At 43.6% G+C, this 22,556-nt stretch carries 20 protein-coding genes; 15 read left to right on the forward strand and 5 right to left on the reverse strand.

Annotated elements, in window-relative coordinates; translation table 11 throughout:
- Positions 1–217: 217 nt before the first annotated feature.
- The 5 genes from helD to BLQ13_RS03000 all read left to right on the forward strand — a co-directional run bounded on the left by helD (position 218) and on the right by BLQ13_RS03000 (position 5,678).
- Positions 218–2,638 (forward strand): RNA polymerase recycling motor HelD, encoded by a 2,421-nt coding sequence (gene helD / locus BLQ13_RS02980; RefSeq protein ID WP_090915842.1) that lies wholly within the window; start codon positions 218–220, stop codon positions 2,636–2,638.
- Positions 2,639–2,968: 330 nt separating this feature from the next.
- Positions 2,969–3,718, forward strand: coding sequence for a gamma-glutamyl-gamma-aminobutyrate hydrolase family protein (locus tag BLQ13_RS02985; RefSeq protein WP_090915844.1), 750 nt, complete (start codon positions 2,969–2,971; stop codon positions 3,716–3,718).
- A 332-nt stretch (positions 3,719–4,050) separates the two neighbouring features.
- The gene (locus tag BLQ13_RS02990; RefSeq protein ID WP_244159219.1) at positions 4,051–4,401 is read left to right on the forward strand and encodes a DoxX family protein; all 351 of its coding nucleotides are present in this window, start codon (positions 4,051–4,053) and stop codon (positions 4,399–4,401) included.
- A gap of 25 nt (positions 4,402–4,426) precedes the next feature.
- Positions 4,427–5,131, forward strand: a complete 705-nt coding sequence (locus tag BLQ13_RS02995; RefSeq protein ID WP_090915848.1) for a response regulator transcription factor — start codon at positions 4,427–4,429, stop codon at positions 5,129–5,131.
- Between the two features lie 121 nt (positions 5,132–5,252).
- Positions 5,253–5,678, forward strand: a complete 426-nt coding sequence (locus BLQ13_RS03000) for a MarR family winged helix-turn-helix transcriptional regulator (RefSeq protein WP_090915850.1) — start codon at positions 5,253–5,255, stop codon at positions 5,676–5,678.
- 170 nt (positions 5,679–5,848) lie between these two features.
- Here BLQ13_RS03000 and BLQ13_RS03005 read toward each other — a convergent pair whose 3' ends face one another.
- Both BLQ13_RS03005 and BLQ13_RS03010 read right to left on the reverse strand, forming a co-directional pair.
- Positions 5,849–8,170, reverse strand: coding sequence for an MMPL family transporter (locus tag BLQ13_RS03005; protein WP_090915852.1), 2,322 nt, complete (start codon positions 8,168–8,170; stop codon positions 5,849–5,851).
- A gap of 80 nt (positions 8,171–8,250) precedes the next feature.
- Positions 8,251–8,868: a TetR/AcrR family transcriptional regulator gene (locus BLQ13_RS03010; protein ID WP_244159200.1), complete on the reverse strand. Its 618-nt coding sequence runs from the start codon at positions 8,866–8,868 to the stop codon at positions 8,251–8,253.
- A gap of 1,119 nt (positions 8,869–9,987) precedes the next feature.
- On the opposite strand from BLQ13_RS03010, the gene BLQ13_RS03015 reads away from it, so the two are divergent.
- Together BLQ13_RS03015 and nspC are read left to right on the forward strand one after the other, a co-directional pair.
- The gene (locus tag BLQ13_RS03015; RefSeq protein WP_090915856.1) at positions 9,988–11,232 is read left to right on the forward strand and encodes a saccharopine dehydrogenase family protein; all 1,245 of its coding nucleotides are present in this window, start codon (positions 9,988–9,990) and stop codon (positions 11,230–11,232) included.
- A gap of 1 nt (position 11,233) precedes the next feature.
- Positions 11,234–12,361: a carboxynorspermidine decarboxylase gene (gene nspC, locus BLQ13_RS03020; RefSeq protein ID WP_090915858.1), complete on the forward strand. Its 1,128-nt coding sequence runs from the start codon at positions 11,234–11,236 to the stop codon at positions 12,359–12,361.
- A 129-nt stretch (positions 12,362–12,490) separates the two neighbouring features.
- Here nspC and BLQ13_RS03025 read toward each other — a convergent pair whose 3' ends face one another.
- Positions 12,491–13,273, reverse strand: coding sequence for an SDR family NAD(P)-dependent oxidoreductase (locus tag BLQ13_RS03025; protein ID WP_090915860.1), 783 nt, complete (start codon positions 13,271–13,273; stop codon positions 12,491–12,493).
- Positions 13,274–13,385: 112 nt separating this feature from the next.
- Between BLQ13_RS03025 and BLQ13_RS03030 the strand changes: the two genes are divergently transcribed.
- Complete coding sequence (locus BLQ13_RS03030) at positions 13,386–13,742, forward strand: MerR family transcriptional regulator (protein ID WP_090915862.1); 357 nt, start codon at positions 13,386–13,388, stop codon at positions 13,740–13,742.
- Positions 13,743–13,885: 143 nt separating this feature from the next.
- Positions 13,886–14,758 (forward strand): YitT family protein, encoded by an 873-nt coding sequence (locus tag BLQ13_RS03035; RefSeq protein WP_090915864.1) that lies wholly within the window; start codon positions 13,886–13,888, stop codon positions 14,756–14,758.
- An 86-nt stretch (positions 14,759–14,844) separates the two neighbouring features.
- Here the strand turns inward: BLQ13_RS03035 and BLQ13_RS03040 are convergent, their stop codons facing one another.
- Complete coding sequence (locus BLQ13_RS03040; RefSeq protein WP_090915866.1) at positions 14,845–15,516, reverse strand: cyclase family protein; 672 nt, start codon at positions 15,514–15,516, stop codon at positions 14,845–14,847.
- A 322-nt stretch (positions 15,517–15,838) separates the two neighbouring features.
- Between BLQ13_RS03040 and BLQ13_RS03045 the strand changes: the two genes are divergently transcribed.
- From BLQ13_RS03045 to BLQ13_RS03055, 3 genes are all read left to right on the forward strand, one after another.
- Positions 15,839–16,036, forward strand: coding sequence for a hypothetical protein (locus tag BLQ13_RS03045; RefSeq protein ID WP_145330658.1), 198 nt, complete (start codon positions 15,839–15,841; stop codon positions 16,034–16,036).
- 221 nt (positions 16,037–16,257) lie between these two features.
- Positions 16,258–17,391, forward strand: a complete 1,134-nt coding sequence (locus BLQ13_RS03050) for a serine hydrolase domain-containing protein (protein WP_090915870.1) — start codon at positions 16,258–16,260, stop codon at positions 17,389–17,391.
- A 352-nt stretch (positions 17,392–17,743) separates the two neighbouring features.
- The gene (locus BLQ13_RS03055) at positions 17,744–18,886 is read left to right on the forward strand and encodes a DUF4309 domain-containing protein (protein WP_090915873.1); all 1,143 of its coding nucleotides are present in this window, start codon (positions 17,744–17,746) and stop codon (positions 18,884–18,886) included.
- A 98-nt stretch (positions 18,887–18,984) separates the two neighbouring features.
- Here the strand turns inward: BLQ13_RS03055 and BLQ13_RS03060 are convergent, their stop codons facing one another.
- Positions 18,985–20,019 carry a DMT family transporter gene (locus BLQ13_RS03060; protein WP_244159201.1) on the reverse strand — a complete coding sequence of 345 codons (1,035 nt, stop codon included), beginning with the start codon at positions 20,017–20,019 and terminating at the stop codon, positions 18,985–18,987.
- A gap of 267 nt (positions 20,020–20,286) precedes the next feature.
- Here BLQ13_RS03060 and BLQ13_RS03065 point away from each other — a divergent pair, with 267 nt between their 5' ends.
- Genes BLQ13_RS03065 through rbsD form a run of 3 tightly spaced genes read left to right on the forward strand, consistent with a single transcriptional unit; the run spans position 20,287 to position 22,548 of the window.
- Complete coding sequence (locus BLQ13_RS03065) at positions 20,287–21,276, forward strand: LacI family DNA-binding transcriptional regulator (protein ID WP_090915875.1); 990 nt, start codon at positions 20,287–20,289, stop codon at positions 21,274–21,276.
- Positions 21,269–22,147, forward strand: a complete 879-nt coding sequence (gene rbsK, locus BLQ13_RS03070) for a ribokinase (protein WP_090915877.1) — start codon at positions 21,269–21,271, stop codon at positions 22,145–22,147. The genes BLQ13_RS03065 and rbsK overlap by 8 nt, the downstream gene beginning before the upstream one ends.
- Positions 22,147–22,548 (forward strand): D-ribose pyranase, encoded by a 402-nt coding sequence (rbsD, locus tag BLQ13_RS03075; RefSeq protein ID WP_090915879.1) that lies wholly within the window; start codon positions 22,147–22,149, stop codon positions 22,546–22,548. The genes rbsK and rbsD overlap by 1 nt, the downstream gene beginning before the upstream one ends.
- Positions 22,549–22,556 lie beyond the last annotated feature (8 nt).

Raw genomic sequence — 22,556 nt, forward strand, 5'->3', positions numbered from 1 at the left:
GAAACTTTGATATGCAGAGGTCTCATGACCGTAAATATAATAAAAAAAGATTGAACGCAAAAATACGCTGTGATATAATCATGAGCGCAGTTGATTTCGTTGAATATGTAATTGATGTATCATTATTTCTCCTAAATTAATCATACATCGGATTCTTCGGTTTGTCAACGCGCTTTTTTTCTCCAAAAAAAATGGGCTGAGGAGTGTGGTTAAAGATATGACAGAAACGAACGAATGGCAATTGGAAAAAGAAAGATTGGCTTACGTGCGAAATGAACTGCAGGCGAGACTTGCTGAACTTGAACCCCAAGTTGAAGGTCTTGCGGATCAGGCTACGGAAATTCGTAAACGTTTCTGGGAAGAAGTCACGATTAATACGGGTTCATACACGGATTTTGAAGAAGCCTTTTATACCATTAATCAGCAAGCGAGAGTGTTGGCTGAACGAGAACGTGGGCATAAGTTATTAGTACAGCAGTGGAAAAATGTAAATCGTTTGTTGCCTTTACCTTACTTCGGACGTATTGATTTTAAGGAAAAGGGTCTTGGTTTTACGGAGCCAATTTACATTGGGGTGTCTTCTTTTACAGACAAGGAAGGCTTGAATTTTCTCATCTATGATTGGCGTACGCCTATCGCGAGTCTCTATTATGACTATGGCTCCGGTACGGCAGATTATGAGACACCTATGGGGAAAATCGAGGGGACGGTTGAACTGAAACGTCAGTTTCAAATTCAGGATGGTCAGTTGCTGGGCATGTTTGATGCTAGTGAAACCATTGGGGATGCCATGCTCCAGGAAGTGCTCTCCAAAGGTGCGAATTCTCAGATGAGAAGCATTGTAGCAACGATACAAAAGGAACAGAATGCCATTATTCGTGATGATCGCAGCCGAATGCTGATTGTTCAGGGCGCCGCAGGTAGCGGCAAGACATCCGCTGCGCTCCAGCGAGTGGCCTATCTATTATATAAACATCGCCAGACGATCAAGGCAGATCAGATGGTTCTTTTTTCACCAAATCCGATGTTTGCGAGTTATATCTCGACCGTTTTGCCAGAGCTAGGTGAAGAGAACATTCAACAGACGACGTTTCAGGAATACTTGAATTATTGGCTCGGATCGAGCTTGAGTCCGGAAGATCCACTTGATCAGATCGAGTATGTACTTACTGCTGGTGCGGAACCAGATTACACTGCTCGTATGGAAGGCATTCGCTATAAAGCATCCGCGGAATTTATGAAAGCTTTGAAGAACTATGGGGAATGGCTAGGGCATGAGGGGTTAAACTTTATCGGCATCCGGTTCCGTGAACGGGAGTTCATTACTTCAGCTCAGATGAAGGCACAATTTTCAACGTATGACGTCCATCTTCCGTTGCCAAGCCGCATATTGTTATTGCAGGAATGGTTGCTGAAACAGCTGTCTGTTCTAGAGCAACAGGAACGACAAGCGGACTGGGTGGAGGAAGAGTTGAATTATCTCGATACGGACGACTACGCAGACGCGTACGGTAAGCTGCACAAGGAAAAGGCTGTGTTCGAAGTGGCGGAGCAGTATGCAGCACGGGAGAATGCTGGCAAACACCCTGACCTGGATGAAGGCTCATTTGATTTTCTGGAGCGAGAAGAAGAGTTGCTACGGCGAAAAATAGTGAAGCAAACGTTCAAGCCTCTAAGGCAGCGTGTCCGAAAGTTCAAGTTCGTCAATGTACAATCAGCCTATGAACAACTATTTGTAGATTCCGCAGCCTATCAAGAACGTACGAATGGAGCGACAGTTCCACCTCACTGGGATGAAATCTGTACCCAAACCAAAGATATGTTGCGTCAGAACAAGCTGTTCCATGAAGACGCTACCCCATATTTATATGTAAAAGAAATCATCGAAGGGGTACGAATCAACACGGATATCCGTCATGTGTTCGTCGACGAAGGTCAGGATTACTCGGCATTTCAATATGAATATCTCAAAAAGCTGTTCCCTCGTGCCCGCATGACGGTACTAGGTGATTTCGGGCAAGCGATCTATATGCAGGCGACAGAACTAGCCGCTACTGATTCGCCAATAATTTCGTTATATGGGGACAAAGAAACGACGCTTATTCGGCTAGTACAGAGCTATCGCTCAACTCGTGAAATTGTTGAATTCACGAAGGCGATGCTACCTGGCGGTGATGAGATTGTTGCTTTTGACAGAAGGGACCAGAAGCCGGCTTTAATCCGGGTGGAGGCAGGAGAGAACGAGCGTGATGAGTTCATTCGATCTGACGTTGAGGCGCTTCAAAAAGAGGGTTTTCGTTCGATTGCGATCATAACCAAAACGGCAGCCGAGAGTCACCTTGCATATGAATGTTTGCGAGAGGTCGGTGTAGAGGGACTAAGGCTGATTACGAAAGACACGGAGCAGTTTGAAAAAGGCGTGATGGTCATTCCCGTCTACCTCGCCAAGGGTGTAGAATTCGATGCGGTGCTTGTATATGATGCCTCCACAGTTCGATATGGGGAAGAATATGACCGCAAGCTTCTTTACACGGTTTGTACTCGCGCGATGCATCGGTTGAATCTATATACGTCGAAGGACTGGTCGCCTTTTTTGCAGGCATTGCCTGAGAACTTGTATGATGTGAAAAATGTATAAGAGCCCCTTTTTCCATAGTATAAATCCCTGATCAACGACGCATTTATTTAAAGCGGCTTACATGCGGATGTCTATATGCAACAGTTGATTCAATGAGTTTCGTATTTAATAATGTCATAAGAGAGTCGCTGCATCTAGCGGCTTTTTTTACGTTGAAATCTATTTTTTCTCAAGCTAACAGAGGATGTAACAGGTAAGGAAATGCAAGGTTTTGTGCATGTTGTTCAACGAAAACTCTGATAAAATAAAACAAACTTGAATGTAAATCCCGGTACGACATAAACAACGGATGAAGCGCTGAATCCAATATAAAACAGGAGGTGGCTTGAGATGAACAAACCGATGATAGGGGTACTTCCTTTATACGATACGGACAAAAAAAGTTACTGGATGCTTCCTGACTATATGAAGGCCATTGAAGATTCAGGTGGTATCCCGGTCATGCTGCCATTAACGACAGACGAGGACATGATCACAACGCTGGCGCACACCTTTGACGGATTTCTGTTTACTGGTGGCCATGATGTTAATCCGGAACTTTATGATGAGCGGATGCAGAGCGTCTGTGGCGAGTTGTGTATGGAGCGGGATCAGATGGAGGTTATTCTGTTTCATAAAGTAATAGCGCTTGGTAAACCAGCTTTTGGCATATGCCGCGGATTACAGCTGTTTAACGCCATATTAGGGGGAACGTTATATCAGGATATTCCTACAGATATGGAAGCAGAGCAGAAGATTGTTCATCAGCAAAAGCCCCCGTATACGAATCTCGTACATTCCGTACATATTGAAAAAGATAATCTGCTTCATGATATCTTGCAGACGGATCAGATTCAGGTTAACAGCTATCACCATCAGGGCATCAAAACGTTATCCGATCAATTAGTGGCTGTTGCCATTGCGGAGGATGGATTAGTTGAATCTGTCGTCATGCCAGGTTATTCGTTTGTACTCGCTGTTCAGTGGCATCCGGAGTATAGTTATGCCGTGGACGGGTACAGTCAGCAGTTATTTGCAGCTTTCGTCAGAGCATGCAGTTCAGCTCAATATAAGAGTCCTGTGCAAGACATTACGGCTTGATTTTTTTCGATGATATGAAAGGTTGGATACAAAAATCACTTTCGAGTATAGATTAGAGCATACGCTTGAAAGTGATTCTTATTTTTTATTCGAGATAACGTATGAATGGTTACATTTTAATAAAGTTATACTCCAGGGTTGACATTAGATTAAATTTAAAACAAAATATATGCTATAGCATATAGAATGCGAATGGGATTGATGGTTGTAGTTAAACGTGAGAGCTGTCAGTGCAACTAAATAATCTTTTTCATAAGCAGAGTCACAGACCAGATACATGGTATAGCATGTAATTGAATTGCGATCTATATGTAATAACGAATGAAAGAAGGATAGCGATGTTCATTTTTATTACGGTTTTACAGGTTCTGTTAGGCCTCTTTTTCCTGGTTACAGGAAGCAAGATTATTTCGGGGAAGATGGCCGATGAATTCAAACGTTTTGGATTGCCTTCATTCTTTAATATTTTGACCGGATCGTTTGAGATTGTTGGAGCTATGGGTATGCTTGCTGGCATATGGATACCTGGTGTTGCATTTTGGGCAGGATTGTTACTGGGGGGTACAATGATTGCTGGAGCCTTTACTTTGATTGTTTTAGCTAAAGATCCCATACAAAAAGCCATTCCTGCCATTGTTTTGTTCGTACTTAGCTTGATTGTATCACTGTATTATTTCTTCTAAGCGCTGAATAAGGAGGAGACGTAAGATGGGATTACAATCCCAACAAATTCTAATTGTTGAAGATGAGCTGAGAATTCGAAATCTTCTACGGTTGTATTTAGAGAGAGAAGGTTTCGAAGTAGATGAAGCTACCACAGGAGAGATTGGTCTGGAAAAAGCACTTCGTTATGACTACGATCTGTTGATCCTTGATGTCATGTTACCCAGCATGGATGGCTTTTTCGTAACTTCAAGAATACGTCAATATAAGACAACTCCCATCTTAATTTTAACTGCAAAAGATAGTGAAGAGGATGTTATTCAAGGTTTTGAGTCAGGAGCGGATGATTATGTCACCAAACCGTTTAGTCCACGTGAAGTCGTTCATCGTATTAGAAGTGTCGTTCGGAGAAGACAAGCGGGGAATCACGACAACCTTACTTTTTATCGAAGATTGAAATTGCGTGATTTCATTTTGGAAGACGATCACAAATTGTCTTCTAGGGGGAAAGAGATTCATTTAACTCCTAAAGAATACGAATTGTTATTTTATTTAGCGACGTCACCAGATAAGTTGTTTTCGAGAGAGAATATACTTCAAAATGTATGGAACTATGATTATAGTGTGGACTATCGTACCGTAGACACACACATCAAACGAGTTCGGGAAAAGCTGGATGACATTTCGGCGGGTTCCTCCTCTATGATCAAAACGATATGGGGGTTAGGATATAAATTTGAAATCGGATAATTAAGCAAGCATCTGAATGAAAATCAGTTTAGCCGCCTCATTCCTTGATGAGTGTCGTTTGTAACATTCGTTCAGATCACCTATAATTGGGTGTAAGAAAATGATGAATGAGGGTACAACAATGGACTTATACAGTGTGACTGGTTTTTTAATTCACCGAACGGATCTCAAGCTTACGAATTATTTTATCAAACAATTGAAACCTTACGAGGTCACACCTGAACAATGGAGTATTATATCTTACATGGATCTCGATAAAGCTACGACTCAAAAAGAGTTGGCAGAGGCTATCGATCGGGATCAAACGACTGTCGTTCGAATGATTCATTCACTAGAGCGTAAAGGAATGGTTCGACGTATCGTTAATGATCAAGATAAACGTTCACACCATTTATATTTGTCTCCCAAAGGAGAAGAAGTGAAAGAAAAGTTGTTGTTAACGGTCCAAGACGCTCATAACTATGTTACACGAGGGATAGAGCCTGAGGAACTGGAACAATTAAAGGCAATATTAGAAAAGCTGTACATGAATGTGCAAGAGGATTAAGTGAATTTAAGATAGAGAGTTAAAGAACATTAAATACATGCTATAGCATGTATATTGGTGTGCGACAGTTGTTTGGGTTAGATAGTTTTGTGTTAGATAATAGGCTTAATGTAAAGACCTCCTCATGAACTGAGGAGGCCTTTTGTTGAAGATATATTATTGAAAATCCGTTATGATTTGGAACCCGACTGTGACTTAACTTCGTTTTGGGCATTGAGGGAAGCAATCAGCTTTTCACCTTCTACATCGAGATTAGGCAGGATGCGATCCAGCCATTTCGGAAGAGACCAAGCTTTATCGCCAAACATCGCCATAATAGCCGGAACCAGAGCCATGCGAATGATAAAAGCATCAACTAAAATACCTACCGCGAGTGTGAAGCCGATCTGTTTAATCATGACATCATCAGTAAAGATAAAACCAGCGAATACGGAAACCATGATAACCGCAGCGGCAACAACGACACGACTAACCTGATTATAACCATGTATAACGGATTCCGTTCCACGGTGACCATGAACATAGGATTCGCGCATCGAGCTAACCAAGAATACCTGATAATCCATGGCTAGACCGTAGAGAATCCCGGTTACGATGATAGGCATGAAGCTGAGCAACGGGCCGCCTGTATCGAAACCAAAGAGGGAGTGCAACCAGCCCCATTGGAACACTGCGGTTGTCATACCGAATGTGGCTAGAATGCTAAGCAGGAAACCAATCGTTGCTTTGATCGGAACGATGATCGAACGGAACACAAGCAACAAGATGATCAATGAAAGTAGAATGATGATACCTACATAGATCGGGAAAACCTGAGCCAGCTTGGCGGACATATCAATATTTACGGCGGTAAGTCCGGTTACACCAAGTTTGACGTCATAGGTCTTAGCCATATTAGAGTCTGCTGACCGCAGGTCGTTAACCAACGTCTTAGTTAATTGATCGTTAGGGCCTGTCTTGGGAATGAGACTGAAAATAGCCAAATCCTCCGTCATCCCTAAAGGAGAGACTTGAGCCACGTTATTCTGACCCTGCAACTCCATGGCGAGTCCTCCCAGAAGCTCTGGTGTCATTTTGGCAGAGGCATTACGTGGTTCGGCCACCAGGATTAGCGGCCCGTTAAAGCCTTCACCAAAACCTTTCGAAATGGCATCATAGCTCTGTCTTGCATCCGTATCCAGGTTTGCTGAGGAAGCTCCCGGAATGCCCATTTCCATTTTAGTAATCGGAGTTGCGGCAAAACCAAGGACAAGGATAATCGCAATAACGGTTGCCCAGCGATGTTTAATAACGAATTTGACCCATCTGTTAGCTACGCCATGACTTGACGCTTCTGATGAGTTGGTAGCTTTCGCACGAGCTTTCTTCGAGCAGATTCGTTCACCAACAAGGCCGAGCAAGGCTGGCAGTAAGGTTAATGCAACGAATACGTTGATTAGTACCGTTGCCGCTGCGACGAGTGCCATCGTGGACAAGAAAGTGAGTCCGATGACGAGCATACCGCAGAGGGCAATAATGACGGTTAAGCCGGCAAAAAATACAGCACTGCCTGATGTGCCAATTGCCCGCGCTGTAGCTTCCTGTGCGCTTAGGCGCCCGTCAATAATCATCCGGCGCTGACGATTGACGATGAAAAGTGCATAGTCGATGCCGACAGCCAAACCTACCATTAGAGCCAAAACGGATGTTACACTTGGCATATCAACAAATTTGGAGATCGAGAATGCTCCCCCAACCCCAATAGCGACACCAAGAAGGGCTGTGATCAGCGGCAGGCCTGCTGCAACAACGGAACCAAGGGTAATGAGCAGTACGATGACCGCGATAACCAGCCCTACAATTTCGGCGGAACCAACCCCGATGGATACGGATTTAAGCGTTTCACCAGGCAATACCTTAATTTGTGTGCCTTCTTCAACCTTCATGACCGATTGAATAACAGAATCAAACACATCTTGCGTAATAGCAGACTGTTCAATCGTGAATTGGAACTGAAACAGTGCTGTGCTACCATCCGATGAGATTAACAAACCTGGTACGGGGACGTTGTTAACCATGAATGGTCCGTATGGAGGCGGCGAGGCTGTAGCCGACTGGGCCAAGTTCATCGCATGAGCCGCGTCCGCAGATGCCCCTGAGCTGTTCCCTTGCGCAGCTGCATAGTCGGCTGGATTAATCACTTTGTCCAGCCCGTATACTTCGCTGACACCTTTCATAATGGCAGCTGTACGTTCAGGTGTATCCAGCCGCTCGTTGTCCGGCGCTTTGAACACAACGCTTCCTTGACCGCCGGAGGCGGCAGGCAGTTCTTTTGCAAGCTGATCCAAAACTTTCTGTGATTCTGTTCCTTCAATTTTCATTTCCGAGCTGATGTGCACGCCGTTGATACTGATCATGGAGATGACGATCCCCAGAATGATCACCCAGCCAATGATGAAATATCCGGGCTTGCGAAAAGCGGTTTTTCCTATTTTATATAATAAGGTAGACATTTCTCTTTTTTACACTCCTTCTATTATAAGTATGACAATTCTAATGGTGGATTATGATTAAAAAACATAAAAGAAGGGGCTTAAAATCCTTTTCGCAAATGATCAAACACCGTTTCCATAAACTGCTCAAACGGGACTGCATCTGAACCTGAGCCTGCGGGGATTTGCTTACCGGGCAACAGTACGTTCAGTCTTCCTTCAATTAAGGGCAACACGGTGCCATAAATAGCGCTGATCAACAAGTAAGTATAGATTTCGTCGTTTTGGCCGTTCGACAGGTCGAGCAGGGTTTCCTGCGCCTGAGTTTGCAGTCTGTGCATCGCTGCCAAATAGTGAGGTTCAAGCACGGGATAGGTTCGGGACAAGATGACAAGTTGATGCAGTCTGCCAATCAATTCGGACGTGAGTTGCATTTTAACCAGTTCATACATAATTTCCAGCAGTGAGGCATGATCCGGAATCTCTGTGATCAGATGTTCAAGCTCGGCTGTATTTGGCACAGATAGAGCTCCAAGCGCAACAGCTTCTTCCTTGCACGTAAAGTAGTTGGCAAATGTTCTACGAGAGCATCCGACCTGTTGCACGATATCTTCTACCGTAAATCCGTCTAGTCCATGCTCCAGCGTCAGATTAAAAGCAACTCCGGCAAGGGCTTTCTCCGTGGCTTCTTTTTTTAAGTGTCGCAACGTTCGTTTCATAATTTATACCGCCTACGCGTTCACCTCCTTAAGATGGATTAAAGGAAAATATCCACAGTAACTCTTTTGTGAAAATAAGCATAACAACAATTTGCCCAATGTGCAAATTTACTCATTGTGCAAATTTTTAACGTGAATGAATATCCAATAATAGTTTATTAATATGCACCTTATTTTGATTTGAAATTTGTACTTTATAGACACAGTGCATGCTTTGATGCTCTTTGGATTTCATCCCTGTAAATTGTTTGAATTATTCGTAAACCACCATCAGAGAACTATATAGACAAATGGAGAAACGTTTTTTCGAAAAAGTATGGCTTCATTAGGAAAGTATATCGATTAAATCAATACAGAAGGATAGAGGCTGAAGTTAAAATATAACAGTCATGACTTTATCTATAATTACGTGAGAAGTGGACTTGAATAAAAGAGGGGGCATATTTATGCAGAAAAGTTTGATCTCAAGTGAAGAACGCTGAAGTTGACTTTAAAGGTTATGATGAACAGTTCATTCCTGATCTAATAAAAATAAAAAATAAATTTTAAAATATCCCTTGATTTTTCGGGAAACGTCTGATAGTGTAATACCTGTGATTTTGGAAAGTTGATTTATCAATATGAATTAGAGCTTTCCAGCAGATAATTTTTGACCACTTCTACCAAGGAGTTAAGGCCATACGGACAGCCGGGTCAAATGCCGATTGGCAACTTCTGTTGCCTTATTGATTGAGTTCAAAGCTCAAATTTTATAAGTTGGTTACTTTACAACCAGTGCATCTGCACATCAACTTGTGAAACGGTCAATAAGAGTGGTAAAGGCGAATTATTTGCTATATAGACTCTGATCCAATATTGATATACATGAAGAAGCTTTCCGCTGAAGGGGTTCTTATGGACTTTTTTGGTCAAGGAGTCTTCACGTCTTTTTTATGATGTATATCGACAAGCAAGTGTGATGGTGTGCGCAAAAGTGCGACATTTTTCACCTTGCTTTTTTTATTGTATCAGGAGCGGGTGGACGTTGCATAATGAAACAATACAACTGCGAACGTCTTGGAATTTTACGAAAAAAACAAAAACTAAAAAACCTGATTATGGGGATAGGAGAATGAGAAAATGGGAAAAGCACTAATCATCGGCGCCGGCGGCGTGGCTTCTGTAGCAGTACACAAATGCGTTCAAAACAGCGAGGTTTTTGAAGAAATCTGTATCGCAAGCCGTACCAAATCCAAATGTGATGATCTGAAAGCAAAATTGGATGGCGGCAAAACAAAAATTACAACAGCTCAAGTGGACGCGGACAATGTAGAAGAGCTGATTGCATTGATCAACGAGTTCCAACCGGATATCGTAATGAACTTGGCGTTACCATACCAGGATCTGACGATCATGGATGCTTGCTTGGCTACGAAAACAAACTACATGGATACAGCAAACTATGAGCCGGAAGATACGGCAAAATTCGAATATAGCTGGCAATGGGATTACAAAGAGCGTTTCGAAAAAGCAGGCATCACTGCATTGCTGGGTAGCGGATTTGACCCTGGCGTAACGGGCGTATTCTCCGCATACGCATTGAAACACTATTTTGACGAGATCGAATATATCGATATCCTCGATTGCAATGGCGGCGACCATGGTTACCCATTTGCTACCAACTTCAACCCTGAGATCAACATTCGTGAAGTTTCTGCAAACGGCAGATACTGGGAGAATGGTGAATGGATCGAAACTAAACCGATGGAAATCAAACGTGTGTACGACTTCAAAGAAGTTGGCGAAAAAGATATGTACCTGTTGTACCATGAAGAGCTGGAGTCTCTGGCGAAAAATATCCCTGGCTTGAAACGTATCCGTTTCTTCATGACATTTGGTCAAAGCTATCTGACTCACCTGAAAGCTCTGGAAAACGTAGGCATGACTTCCATCGAGCCGATCGAGTTCGAAGGAAAACAAATCATTCCTTTGCAATTCCTGAAAGCTGTTCTGCCTGATCCGGCGTCCCTCGGACCTCGTACAGTAGGTAAAACGAACATCGGTTGTATCTTCAAAGGTAAAAAAGACGGTCAAGACAAAACATATTATGTGTACAACATCTGTGATCACCAAGAGTGCTATAAGGAAGTTGGTTCCCAAGCGATCTCTTACACAACTGGTGTACCGGCAATGATCGGTGCGGCTATGGTGATGACAGGAAAATGGAACAAACCAGGCGTATACAACGTGGAAGAGTTCAACCCGGATCCATTCATGGAAGAACTGAACAAATGGGGACTTCCTTGGGTAGAAGACTTCAATCCGGTTCTCGTGGATGAGCTGCCAGAAGAGTCCAAAGCAAAAGAATCGGAGCTTGTTCGCTAACATGCGGTTCGAGCAATTACCGACACCCTGTTTTGTTGTTGACGAAGGTCTGATTGAGAAAAACTTGAAAATCCTGAACGGTGTAATGCAGCGTACAGGAGCGAAAATCGTGCTTGCGCAGAAGGCGTTCTCCATGACGGCGATGTATCCGCTTATTGGAGAATACTTGAGCGGTGCGACTGCGAGCGGTTTGTATGAAGCGCGTCTTGGTCACGAAGAGATGGGCAAAGAGAATCATGTCTTTGCTCCGGCTTTTCGTGAGGAAGAGATGGATGAGATTGTTGCGATCTGTGATCACATCATTTTTAATTCCTTTTCCCAACTGGCAAAATTCAAGGATAAAGCACTGCAAGCGGGCTGTAAGGTTGGTTTGCGTGTAAACCCGGAATGCTCCACTCAGGAAGGACATGAGATCTATGATCCGTGTGCTCCAGGTTCACGTTTCGGCGCGAAGCAGGAGGATTTCCGTGCAGAGTTGCTTGAAGGGGTATCTGGACTGCACTTCCACACGCTGTGCCAGCAAAACTCGGACGACTTGGAAACAACGTTGAATGCATTTGTTGAGAAGTTCGGACAATGGTTGCCGCAGATGGAATGGATTAACTTCGGCGGAGGACACCATATTACCCGTGAAGATTACGACATCCCAAGACTCGAAGCTTGCATTAAACGGATGCAAAATGATTATGGTCTGGAAGTGTACCTGGAGCCGGGAGAAGCGGTTGCACTTAATGCAGGTTATCTGGTGACTTCCGTACTGGACTTCCACAAGAATGGCATGGATATTGCGATTTTGGATACTTCTGCAACTTGTCATATGCCAGATGTTCTGGAGATGCCGTATCGTCCGCCATTGATTGGATCGGGTGAAGTGGGCGAGAAAGCTCACCTGTATCGTCTAGGTGGTCAAACATGTCTGTCTGGTGACGTGATTGGCGACTATTCATTCGATGAGCCTTTGAAAGAAGGCGACCGTCTCGTATTTGAAGACATGGCGATCTACTCCATGGTTAAAACCAATACGTTTAACGGCATGCCGCTTCCTGCCATTGCGGTTAAACGCAAGGATGGAGATTGCGAAGTTGTACGTGAATTCGGATATCAGGATTTCAAAATGCGATTGGCATAATACTTTATTATATATCCGAGCAATATAGAGATATTACAATAGAGAGTAATAATATTGCAGTACAAGTAAAAGGCTGTCCAAGGTCACAACTTAGTGTGACCAGAGGACAGCCTTTTTTGGCTACTTCTATTATTCGTTAGAATCGACAGGTTTGCTTGCAGCTCTTGCGGCATAGGGGAAGATTGGGTCTTTCAGTTCGAATTCATACGTTAGACCATTCACAATACCTACAACATGTTTGCTGTCATAGAGATCGAGTAAAAATCCAGCCATTTGCTCGGCTGTATGGAACTTGGGCACACGGCCTTCGTACTGGAACTGATCCAGATCAAAGGCACGTTCAGCAAACTCAGTTTCTGTGGCCGCAGGTGCCAGCACTTTGGCTTGCATTGGAGCGCCTTTGCTTTGGAGTTCTTGTGCTAGCCCTTCGGTAAAGGCACTGACATAAAACTTCGTGGCACAATAGGTCACCGCATCTGGAACGATAGTGTAGCCGCCCCCTGAAGAGATGTTGATGATCTGCGTGCCCGGAGTATTGGCATAATCCCGAACATACAGAGTGGAGAGAATCGTCAGTGCTTCAATATTCAGATGAAGCATTTGCTCAATTTTAGGCAAATTTTGCTCACCGATCGAAGCAAAGTTGCCAAAGCCTGCGTTGTTGATCCATGTTTCAATGGAGTAACCTTTCAAGCTATCATAGAAAGCATGTACATCTGCGGCAATGGACAAATCCACTGGACGAACAACAACATCGAGTTCCGAGTTGAGTTCGGCGATTTTATTTTTTAACATATCCAATGCTTCAGTTCTGCGGGCTGCTAAAATGAGATGTTTGCCTCTGGCTGCAAAAGCCAAAGCGGCTTCATACCCAATGCCTGAGCTGGCACCGGTAATAACGGTATATTTCATATGAATTCCTCCTGGGATCAATTCCTTATATATTGTGGGATGACCACGAATTGATTATACTGATTAGAGTTTACTCTAAGTCAAGCCATCCGAAGGAGGAGGTGAAACAACCATGCATACGATCGGAGAAGTCGCCGAGATGCTGGGCATCAGTGCACATACACTACGTTATTATGAGAAGGAACAAATTATAATTCCTTTGCGTGACTCCAGTGGGGACAGGCGCTATAATGAGTCGCATCTTAAATGGCTGCAGTTTGTCATCAAGCTAAAAGAAACACAAATGCCGATTGCGATAATCAAACAGTATGCTTCTTTATTTCAAGAAGGTGAGCATACGGCTCCAGAACGTTTAAAGTTGCTCGAGAACCATAAAAAAGCCGTTGAAGATCAGATGAATACCCTTCATGCGGCGAATGAAATGCTTGAACTTAAAATCACAGCATATCGATCCTTTATCGGGAAATAATGTAACGTAGAAAGAATGCGATCGGAAGACTGAACTAACTTTTGGATTGCCCTTCTATTGCCAAATGTGTGATTTTTGTTATAGACTATTTTTTATGTTTGTTAAAATTTATCGTGTTTATCGTTTATCAAGGGGGAAATGGAATGCATCAACACAAACCACACAAGTCGAACCAGCTCAAAATCCTTTCCAAAGCGCTGCTCATCATTATCGGGGGATTCATCACGGCCTATGGTCTGGAGGCCATATTGATTCCAAACCAGGTATCCGATGGTGGCGTAACCGGTCTCAGTATCGTCGGCTCGAATTTGTTCGGATTGCCACTCGGATTACTCATCGGATTGCTGAACATTCCGTTTGTGTGGCTCGGTTACAAGCAAATTGGTAAAAGCTTTGCACTTTACTCCGTCATTGGTATTGCGTCACTGGCGATTAGTGCCAGTCTGATGCATCATGTGCCCACGATTATTAAAGGGGACACGTTGCTGGTAACGGTTGTGGGTGGTATCATTATCGGTTTTGGTATGGGTCTTGCACTACGTAACGGCGGAGCACTTGATGGGATTGATATGCTTGCCGTATTGTTATCTCGTAAGCTTCCGTTCGGAACGAGTGACCTGATTCTATTCCTGAACATGTTTGTATTTATCGTTGTTTCGACCGTATTTGGTCTGCAAGGTGCGATTTTGTCAGGACTCGCTTATTTCATTGCCTCGAAAGTGATACATATTGTTGAAGAAGGTTTGAGCGGTTCGAAGACATTCAAAATAATTACGACACAACCGGAAGTCATGGTGGAGACTATTCGTGATCGACTCGGACGCGGAGCAACGTACACCGAGGCATATGGTGGATACTCCAACGAGCAGTTCAAGGAAATCACTTGTGTCATCAACCGGATGGAAGAGAGTAAAATCAAAGAAATCATTAACGAGATTGACCCTACAGCCTTTGTTGTTGTCTACGATGTAGCCGAAGTGAAGGGCGGCAATTTCAAGAAGAAAGACATTCACTAAGAACAAGCGTTGATAAGAGCAGCCCTCTTGTCGGCGCTTTTTCTTATCTTTTTTTCACAAAACCATAATCATTCCGCTAGCCAGCGTTAATCTTCCGTAAAAACAGTAGCAAAGCTGCTGTCGACGCCTTCGATGTACAGAGGGATCGCGTAGACCCTAGAGATGTGGGAAAGATCCTGATTCAGATTCAGATCTTCAATGACGAGAATGTACTTACCATCGACACGACCTTTACCCAGAATAATCTGGTGAAAAGCAACGGCTTCATCTGGATGATTCGCTGCACCAGCGGATATCATATCAATACCAATAGCACGCAAGGAGTTGAAAATCATCAGGTACTGTGCTGCCGAGGCGGATAAACCCGGGTTATGATTGGCGTATCTGTCAGGATCAGATGAGCGAATTCTGCCAAATCCCGTACGAATCAGCAGCAGGTCAGCTCCAGCGATCTGATGCTCATAAGGCTGCAGATCAGCTTTGGTGATCAACTCATCATCACTTTTGGGAATATCTATCACCACGGGGTGTGTAAAAATAAAATCATCTATAGGAATCTCACTGATCTTTTTGCCTTGAGGATTAAAATGCCACGGCGCATCAATATGTGTACCATTATGATTAAGGCTTGAGACAATAAACTGGTTGTAGGCATCACCTTGAGCGATACTGGATTGTTGCTGTATCACGACGGGAGGATTACCTTTGTACACCGGGGTGTTCACACCCAGCGGATAAGATAAGAGAAGGCGCGTCATATTGGGAATGATCTCCTTTCCTTTGCGTTAACCTGGATTACTTGCATTTACTTGCATAAGTGGGGCTTCTGTATGGAAAGCTTTTGTATATAAGTCGAACTGGATTGGTGTGCACAAAAACGGAGAGGACAGAAAAAACCTGAAAAAGCGAAGCGCTCGCCTTTATCACTGGATTTTCCCCTCGAGAAAAGAGAATTAAAAAAATCTGGGGATAACAGCGATTGGAAGGTTATTCTGTCATCGAAGTGCTTTGCAAACCCTCTTTAGTTCGATTTATGTAGTGAGAAGACGTACAAGACATTTCAATATGGAGGTTAGTGCGATGACAAAGCAAGACCCGCAGGAACTTTTGAAACAGAAGCACGAACAGGATGAGCACAAAAGACAATTTACCAATTTCTCCCGCAACGTATCCGGTCATGGTGAGATGGAGGCAGGGCAGGAATTTAGTCAGGACCACGTAACGGATGACCAGAATCGTATGAAATCGGTTGAGAATAGACGATCTTATCCAAATTAGCGTGCGAATATGATTTTAAGGTTATTAGCTGGTCCAGTTATGGATCGGCTTTTTGCCATTTGAATTGCAATATCTGGCCTGACGAAATTAACATTTAATCAAACTAGTCAACAGGTTCAAAAGGTCGTATAGTAGTATATGTCGTAGGGAAGAGAAGTATATTTCGCTAAGTGCTCTTCGTAGCACAAACAACACAATTTTACATATAAGGATGGGGAAATATGGACTTTAAACCGGTTGCTTCATTAATTGATCGTTTAACCTCATGGAGAGTTCCATGGGCAGAAGTGCTTATTATGCATCAAAACGAAACCGTTTTCCAGTATCGCAATGGATTTGAGAATCTGGAGGAGAAGACTCCAATTCGGGATAACGCCATCTTTAATTTGTACTCCATGACCAAGATTATGACCTGTGTTGCTGCACTGCAACTGGTTGAGAAAGGGGATATCCTTTTACTTGACCCGCTTTCTCAGTACTTACCTGAATTTGAGGAAATGCAGGTGAAAAAGGCACTTCCGAATGGCGAGGTGTACTATGAGAAAGCGACAAGACCAATAACGGTACGTGATCTATTTACGATGACTGCTGGTTTTTCATATGATATCCATTCGCCAAGTATCAAGGAAGCCGTAGAACGCACGAATGGAACACTGCCAACGCGAGAGTTTGCAAGAGCTTTGGCCAAAGAACCACTCATGTTTGAGCCGGGTACCCACTGGAATTACAGCATGTGTCATGATGTACTTGGTGCACTGGTCGAAGTCGTAAGTGGGAAACGATTCGGCACGTATTTGCAAGATGAGATCATTAAACCACTTGGTATGCATGATACCACCTTTGACCTGAATGAAGCTCAACAATCTCGCTTAATCCCGCAATATCTTTTTGATGAAGAGCAAGATAAAGCGGTACGAATGGACGGCAACGGTTTCCGTGTAGGTACAGAATTGGATAGTGGCGGTGCCGGATTGTTATCTACTGTGAACGATTACGCCAAGTTCCTGAATGCCCTGACCGGATTTGGCACAAGTCCTGAAGGCGTGCGGATTTTGTCCCGAGCTTCCGTGGAGCTCATGAGAGCCGATCATCTGAATGACATGACACGACCAGACTTTTCATGGGATCATATGTATGGTTACGGCTATGGTCTCGGGGTTCGTACACATATCTCACCAGCAGGCAGTGGATCACTGAGTCCGGTTGGTGAATTTGGATGGGCCGGTGCGGCAGGCTGTATGGCGATTATCGATCCGGATTCTGGACTGACGGTGATGTATGCACAACATCTCTTGAACAGCCAGGAGCATTATGTGCAGCGCCGTTTACGCAACGTAGTGTATTCTTGCCTATAAAAAGCTGTATGCTCGAATGCTATTCTGATTAATATTAACTTATTTTGGACCCTGCTAAGGAAAAACAGCAGGGTTTTTGTTTATTTTAATGGTATAAGGAGTGGGCCAAGTATTCCTTATTATTTACATTTTTTCGTGGGAGAAAGTATGTTATTATGGTTTAGATAATTGGAACTAGAGGGAGATGTTTCCTCCAGATCAAATTATAAGAGAATACGTAAGGAGAGATGAAACACGCGAGAGTTTAGATTAAGTTGGATCCAATTAAAAGCATTAATCTAAAGCAGTCTAAGTTCATAAGAAGTACTCGGGTTTGGAAGAAATAAATTAAATACATAAGGGAGTTCACATCATGACTTATATGAAACATCATACCAAATGGGCATTTCTGATGATTTTAACTTTGGTTACCTCTGTTCTAAGTTCTTTGTTTTTCGTTTCAAGCACAGTCGGAGCAAGTGGAGAGCAAATTACTGCCGACCAGCTCAAGCAACAAAGTAGACTTTCGTTTACATTAAGAGATGCACAGGAGACTGCATATACGGTTTATATTTTTGCTGAAGATGAGGAAGTTAGCACCTTAACTGAACTTGATAGCTGGGGAGATAATAATGCAGGAGATGTAATTTACACAGGATCATATCATGCAGCAATTCTCAAATCGGGAGAAGCATTCGGCACGGTGCAGCATGTTAATTTGGAACTGGATACAATTATTTTACGTCAAAATTCGAATTTTGTTGTGGACAGCAGGGAGTCTGGTATCCCGGATCTGTTGATGATCACGGAGTGGGGTTCATCGAATGTGAATATGATTAAAACGTTTGTGATTCAATCCGGTGAGTTGAAGCGCGTGGGTTATGTGCTTAATGATGGCAAAACCGGTGGAGACTCTACTGTTGCTACGAGGGATCAGGGAATTCGGACATTGTCAGATGGTCGGGTACAATTCAGGTATTATAATAATGTGCAGGGTATTTACGAATTCAATACCTTTAAAATGAATGTAAACCAATTACAAATGCGTCTCGATGATACTCGAAATCAAAAGATTGCAGCTTGGCCTAATTCGGGCGTTGGGAATCGGGCTTACTTGAAGAGTCTCAAGGATGCTGCCTCCAAAGGACAGTTACCGGGACGGACAGATATTAAAACAGGCCTGACGTTGAAAACAGTGCAAAAGAAACTGGGCAAACCTAAATCCAAATCGAATGGAGAGTGGGGTGCTGTTTACAAATATGCCAACTTTGGTATCGGATTTGATGCCTACCTGCATGAATTGAAGAGCAAATCTCGCGTTTCCGTCATTGAGCTTTACAATGAGAAGCAGTATCTTTCCCCTGATGATATAAAGTTGTGGCTTGGAAAACCGTCTTCGGAATATTACAATGAAGCCGTTGGCGGATACGAGATGATATATAAATGGGGTAAACATGGTATTATGTTCAATTATGAAGAGGAAGATGATCTGATTGATTACACTGTAATTTACTAATCTAGTCCACAGTACAAGGTAAAATCAACATAGTATCTTATTTTCAAATTCGAGCTGACTGATCATATTATCGTATTATAAACAACAAAAGCCGCTGATTAGCGGCTTTTTGTCATTCGAAGTGCGTGTACACGGTTGACCAGATAAATGCCAACAGATACCAATATTAACGCAACAAGATTTTTTAGTTCCCAGATCGTTTCTCCAAGAAACAATGCGGATAACAGGGCACCAAAGATGGGAATTAAGAAATTATAAACCGATACTTTGCCAACTTTGTTGTACTTCAGAAGCAGATTCCACAGGCAAAAGGCCACGGATGAGAGCAAAGCCAAATACACCAGATTCAGTGTGGATTCCCATGTAAAATGAGTAACTTGACCTCCGAGTGATAGACCGAGCAAAGTCAGCACTAATCCGCCAACTAGAAGACTAACGCCGGTGATCATCATAACATCAATTGTTCCAGTTAAACGCTTCGCGTAAATGGCTGTTACCGAGAAAACGAGAGCGGCCATAATGATAAATCCTTCTCCTGTGAAAGAGAATGAAAAGGTAAGCAAGTCTGCATGAAAGTTGACGATAATGACACCGATAAACCCGATCACACAGCCGATGATTTTGTTACGGCTCAGCTTATCATTTTTATAGATAAAATGGGCCAATACAACACTGAAAAACGTCGTTGTTGCATTCATGATAGATCCTTTGACACCGGTGGTGTTGGCTACGCCTACATAAAAAAACATATATTGCAGTCCTGTCTGCAGTACGCCGAGCATGCTCAAACCTGCCCATTCACGTCCGCTAAGCTTTGGCTTCCGTCTGAAACCAACGCGATATAGAAGTAACAGCAATATACCTGCCAAACTGAATCGATACCCGGCAAAAACGTATTTTGAAGCAATGTCTTCGGGCAAAATGTGAAAAGCAACATAACCGAGTTTGATGGAAGGATAGGCACTCCCCCATAATAAGCAGCATAATCCTGCAATGAGCATCACAATGAATGGATCGCTTAGTTTGCTCCGATGTTCCTGTTCGCCTTGATTTTTGTTTTCTCGTGCTGTACTTTCACTTTGCATATGTTCTGTTGCCTTTGGACTAATGGATGTTGAATCTCTCTCGATCACGCTTAATCTTCTCCTCGCTTGTTGTGCACATCTGTATGTAAGAATAAACAATCATGCCTTATAGACCATATCATAAAAACCTGCTTTTGTGTTGGAAGAAAAATGGCTTGGAGCAGGCAACCTTGTTATGAGGTGATGAGAGAAATTACAGAGATGATCGCGAGAAAAGCGTGTGTGGATTTTATTCCCAACAAGAGAGCGCTTGCCAAATGAAAAATAATGTGATAATTTATGTCTGTAACCGGTTACACATAAGGAGAACATTCCATGACAACAATTAAAGACGTAGCAAATCTGGCCGGTGTATCCGTAGCCACGGTATCCAGAGTGATTAATGACAGGGGCTATGTGCACGCAGACACTCGTAAGAAAGTTGAAGAAGCAGTCAAGGCACTTCACTTTTCACCGAATGAAGTGGCACGTTCACTATACACACGCAAGTCGAAACTGATTGGCCTACTGCTTCCAGACATTGCGAATCCTTATTTCCCTCAGCTTGCGCGGGGTGTGGAGGATCGGATGCAAGAGCAGGATTACCGCTTAATATTTGGAAACAGTGATGAGGATGAAGGGAAGGAGCAGGATTACATCCAGACGTTTATCCAGAATAACGTAGTAGGTGTGATCTCATCCACCAATTACCCTCACTCTTCGATATATGAAAAGCTGAAGATTCCCGTTGTCTTTCTGGACAGAACTTCACTGGATCGACCTTCGGTCTATGCCGATGGCAGAGAAGGCGGAAGGCTTGCTGCCAAAGAAATCATCAAACGGGGCAGTAAAAGAATTACCGTTATGCAAGGACCATCCCATATTCGGCCGGCTCAAGATCGGTTTGAAGGAGCGATTGAAGTCATCCGACAAGCAGGACTGAATCATGAGGTCATTCAAACCACCTCGTTTTCATTTAATGAGGCAGGTGTATGGGCGGAGGAACTGTTCAGAAAATTTCCGGACACGGACGGCGTTATTGCCAGTAATGACATCGCCGCAATGGCGGTTTTGCATGAAGCTTATCGGATTGGGAGGAACGTCCCGATTGATGTACAGGTTATCGGGTTTGACGACATTCCGATGAGTGGTTTATTGTCACCTGCATTGTCTACAATTCGTCAGCCAGCATATGAAATGGGCAGAGAAGCGGCAGGATTACTTATTCAGTTAGTAGAGCAAAATAACATGGAGAATAAAAACATACAGTTGCCCGTGTCTTTCATTGAACGGGGAACAACGAGAAAGGTGAGAAACGATGGCTAACATTTGTGTGATTGGAAGCAGTTCAATGGACTTGGTTGTGACATCCTCCAGAAGACCGGGCGCGGGAGAAACCGTGCTTGGTGAAAGCTTTAAGACAGTACCCGGCGGGAAAGGCGCCAACCAAGCTGTGGCGGCAGCTCGTTTGGGAGCCGAGGTTGTCATGATCGGCCGTGTTGGAGATGATACATTCGGTACAGACATTTTAGAAAACTTTAAAGCAAATCGTGTAAATACAAGCAATGTGAAACCGGTTACACATTCGGAGAGTGGTACAGCTCATATCATCTTGGCAGAGGGAGATAATAGCATTGTGGTGGTCGAAGCGGCCAATCGCGAAGTGACTCCTGCTTATGTGGATGAAGCTGCTGAAGCAATTCGTAACGCGGATATTGTGCTGATCCAGCAAGAGATTCCAGAAGAAACGGTGATTCATGTCAGCCAATTATGTGCCAAATACAAGACACCCTTACTGCTCAATCCGGCTCCTGCCCGTGCGGTTCCACAAGAGGTGATCGACAATGCATCTTATATTACACCTAATGAGCATGAGGCCGAAATTTTGTTCAAAGGTATGAAGCCTGCGGAAGCGCTACGTCAACATCCAAACAAATTATTCATTACGGAAGGCAGTAAGGGTGTTCGATATTATGACGGTAATGAAGAGGTACTTGTGCCAACCTATAAAGTTGAAGCTGTAGATACAACCGGAGCTGGCGATACATTTAATGCAGCATTTGCAGTCGCTCTGGCTGAGGGTAAATTGATTCAGGACAGTGTGCGTTTTGCCAATCGGGCGGCATCGTTATCCGTAACCAAGTTTGGTGCACAGGGCGGTATGCCAACCAGGGACGAAGTAGAGGAGAGCTTGTAATGAAAAGAAACGGCATCTTGAACAGTCACATCTCTAAAATCTTGTCTGATCTGGGTCACACGGATCAAATTGCCATTGCGGATGCGGGCTTGCCCGTTCCGGATGGTGTGCCGAAGATTGATCTGGCACTCAAACTTGGTACACCAAGCTTTCGTGAAGTGCTGAACGTCATTGCGGAAGACATGGTCATTGAGAAAGTGATCATCGCTAGTGAAATCCATGAAGGGAATCCGCAGACACTTGCGTACCTGAATGAGAAATTTGATACGCAGATCATCGATGATAGCCAGAACCATGAGCAGTTTAAAGCGTTAACCCAGCAAGTGAAGGCCGTTATTCGTACAGGCGAGGCTACACCGTATGCCAATTGCATTTTACAATCGGGAGTTCATTTCGGTTAAAAGGAGGC

This window comes from Paenibacillus polysaccharolyticus (assembly GCF_900102085.1).
Lineage (GTDB): Bacteria > Bacillota > Bacilli > Paenibacillales > Paenibacillaceae > Paenibacillus > Paenibacillus polysaccharolyticus.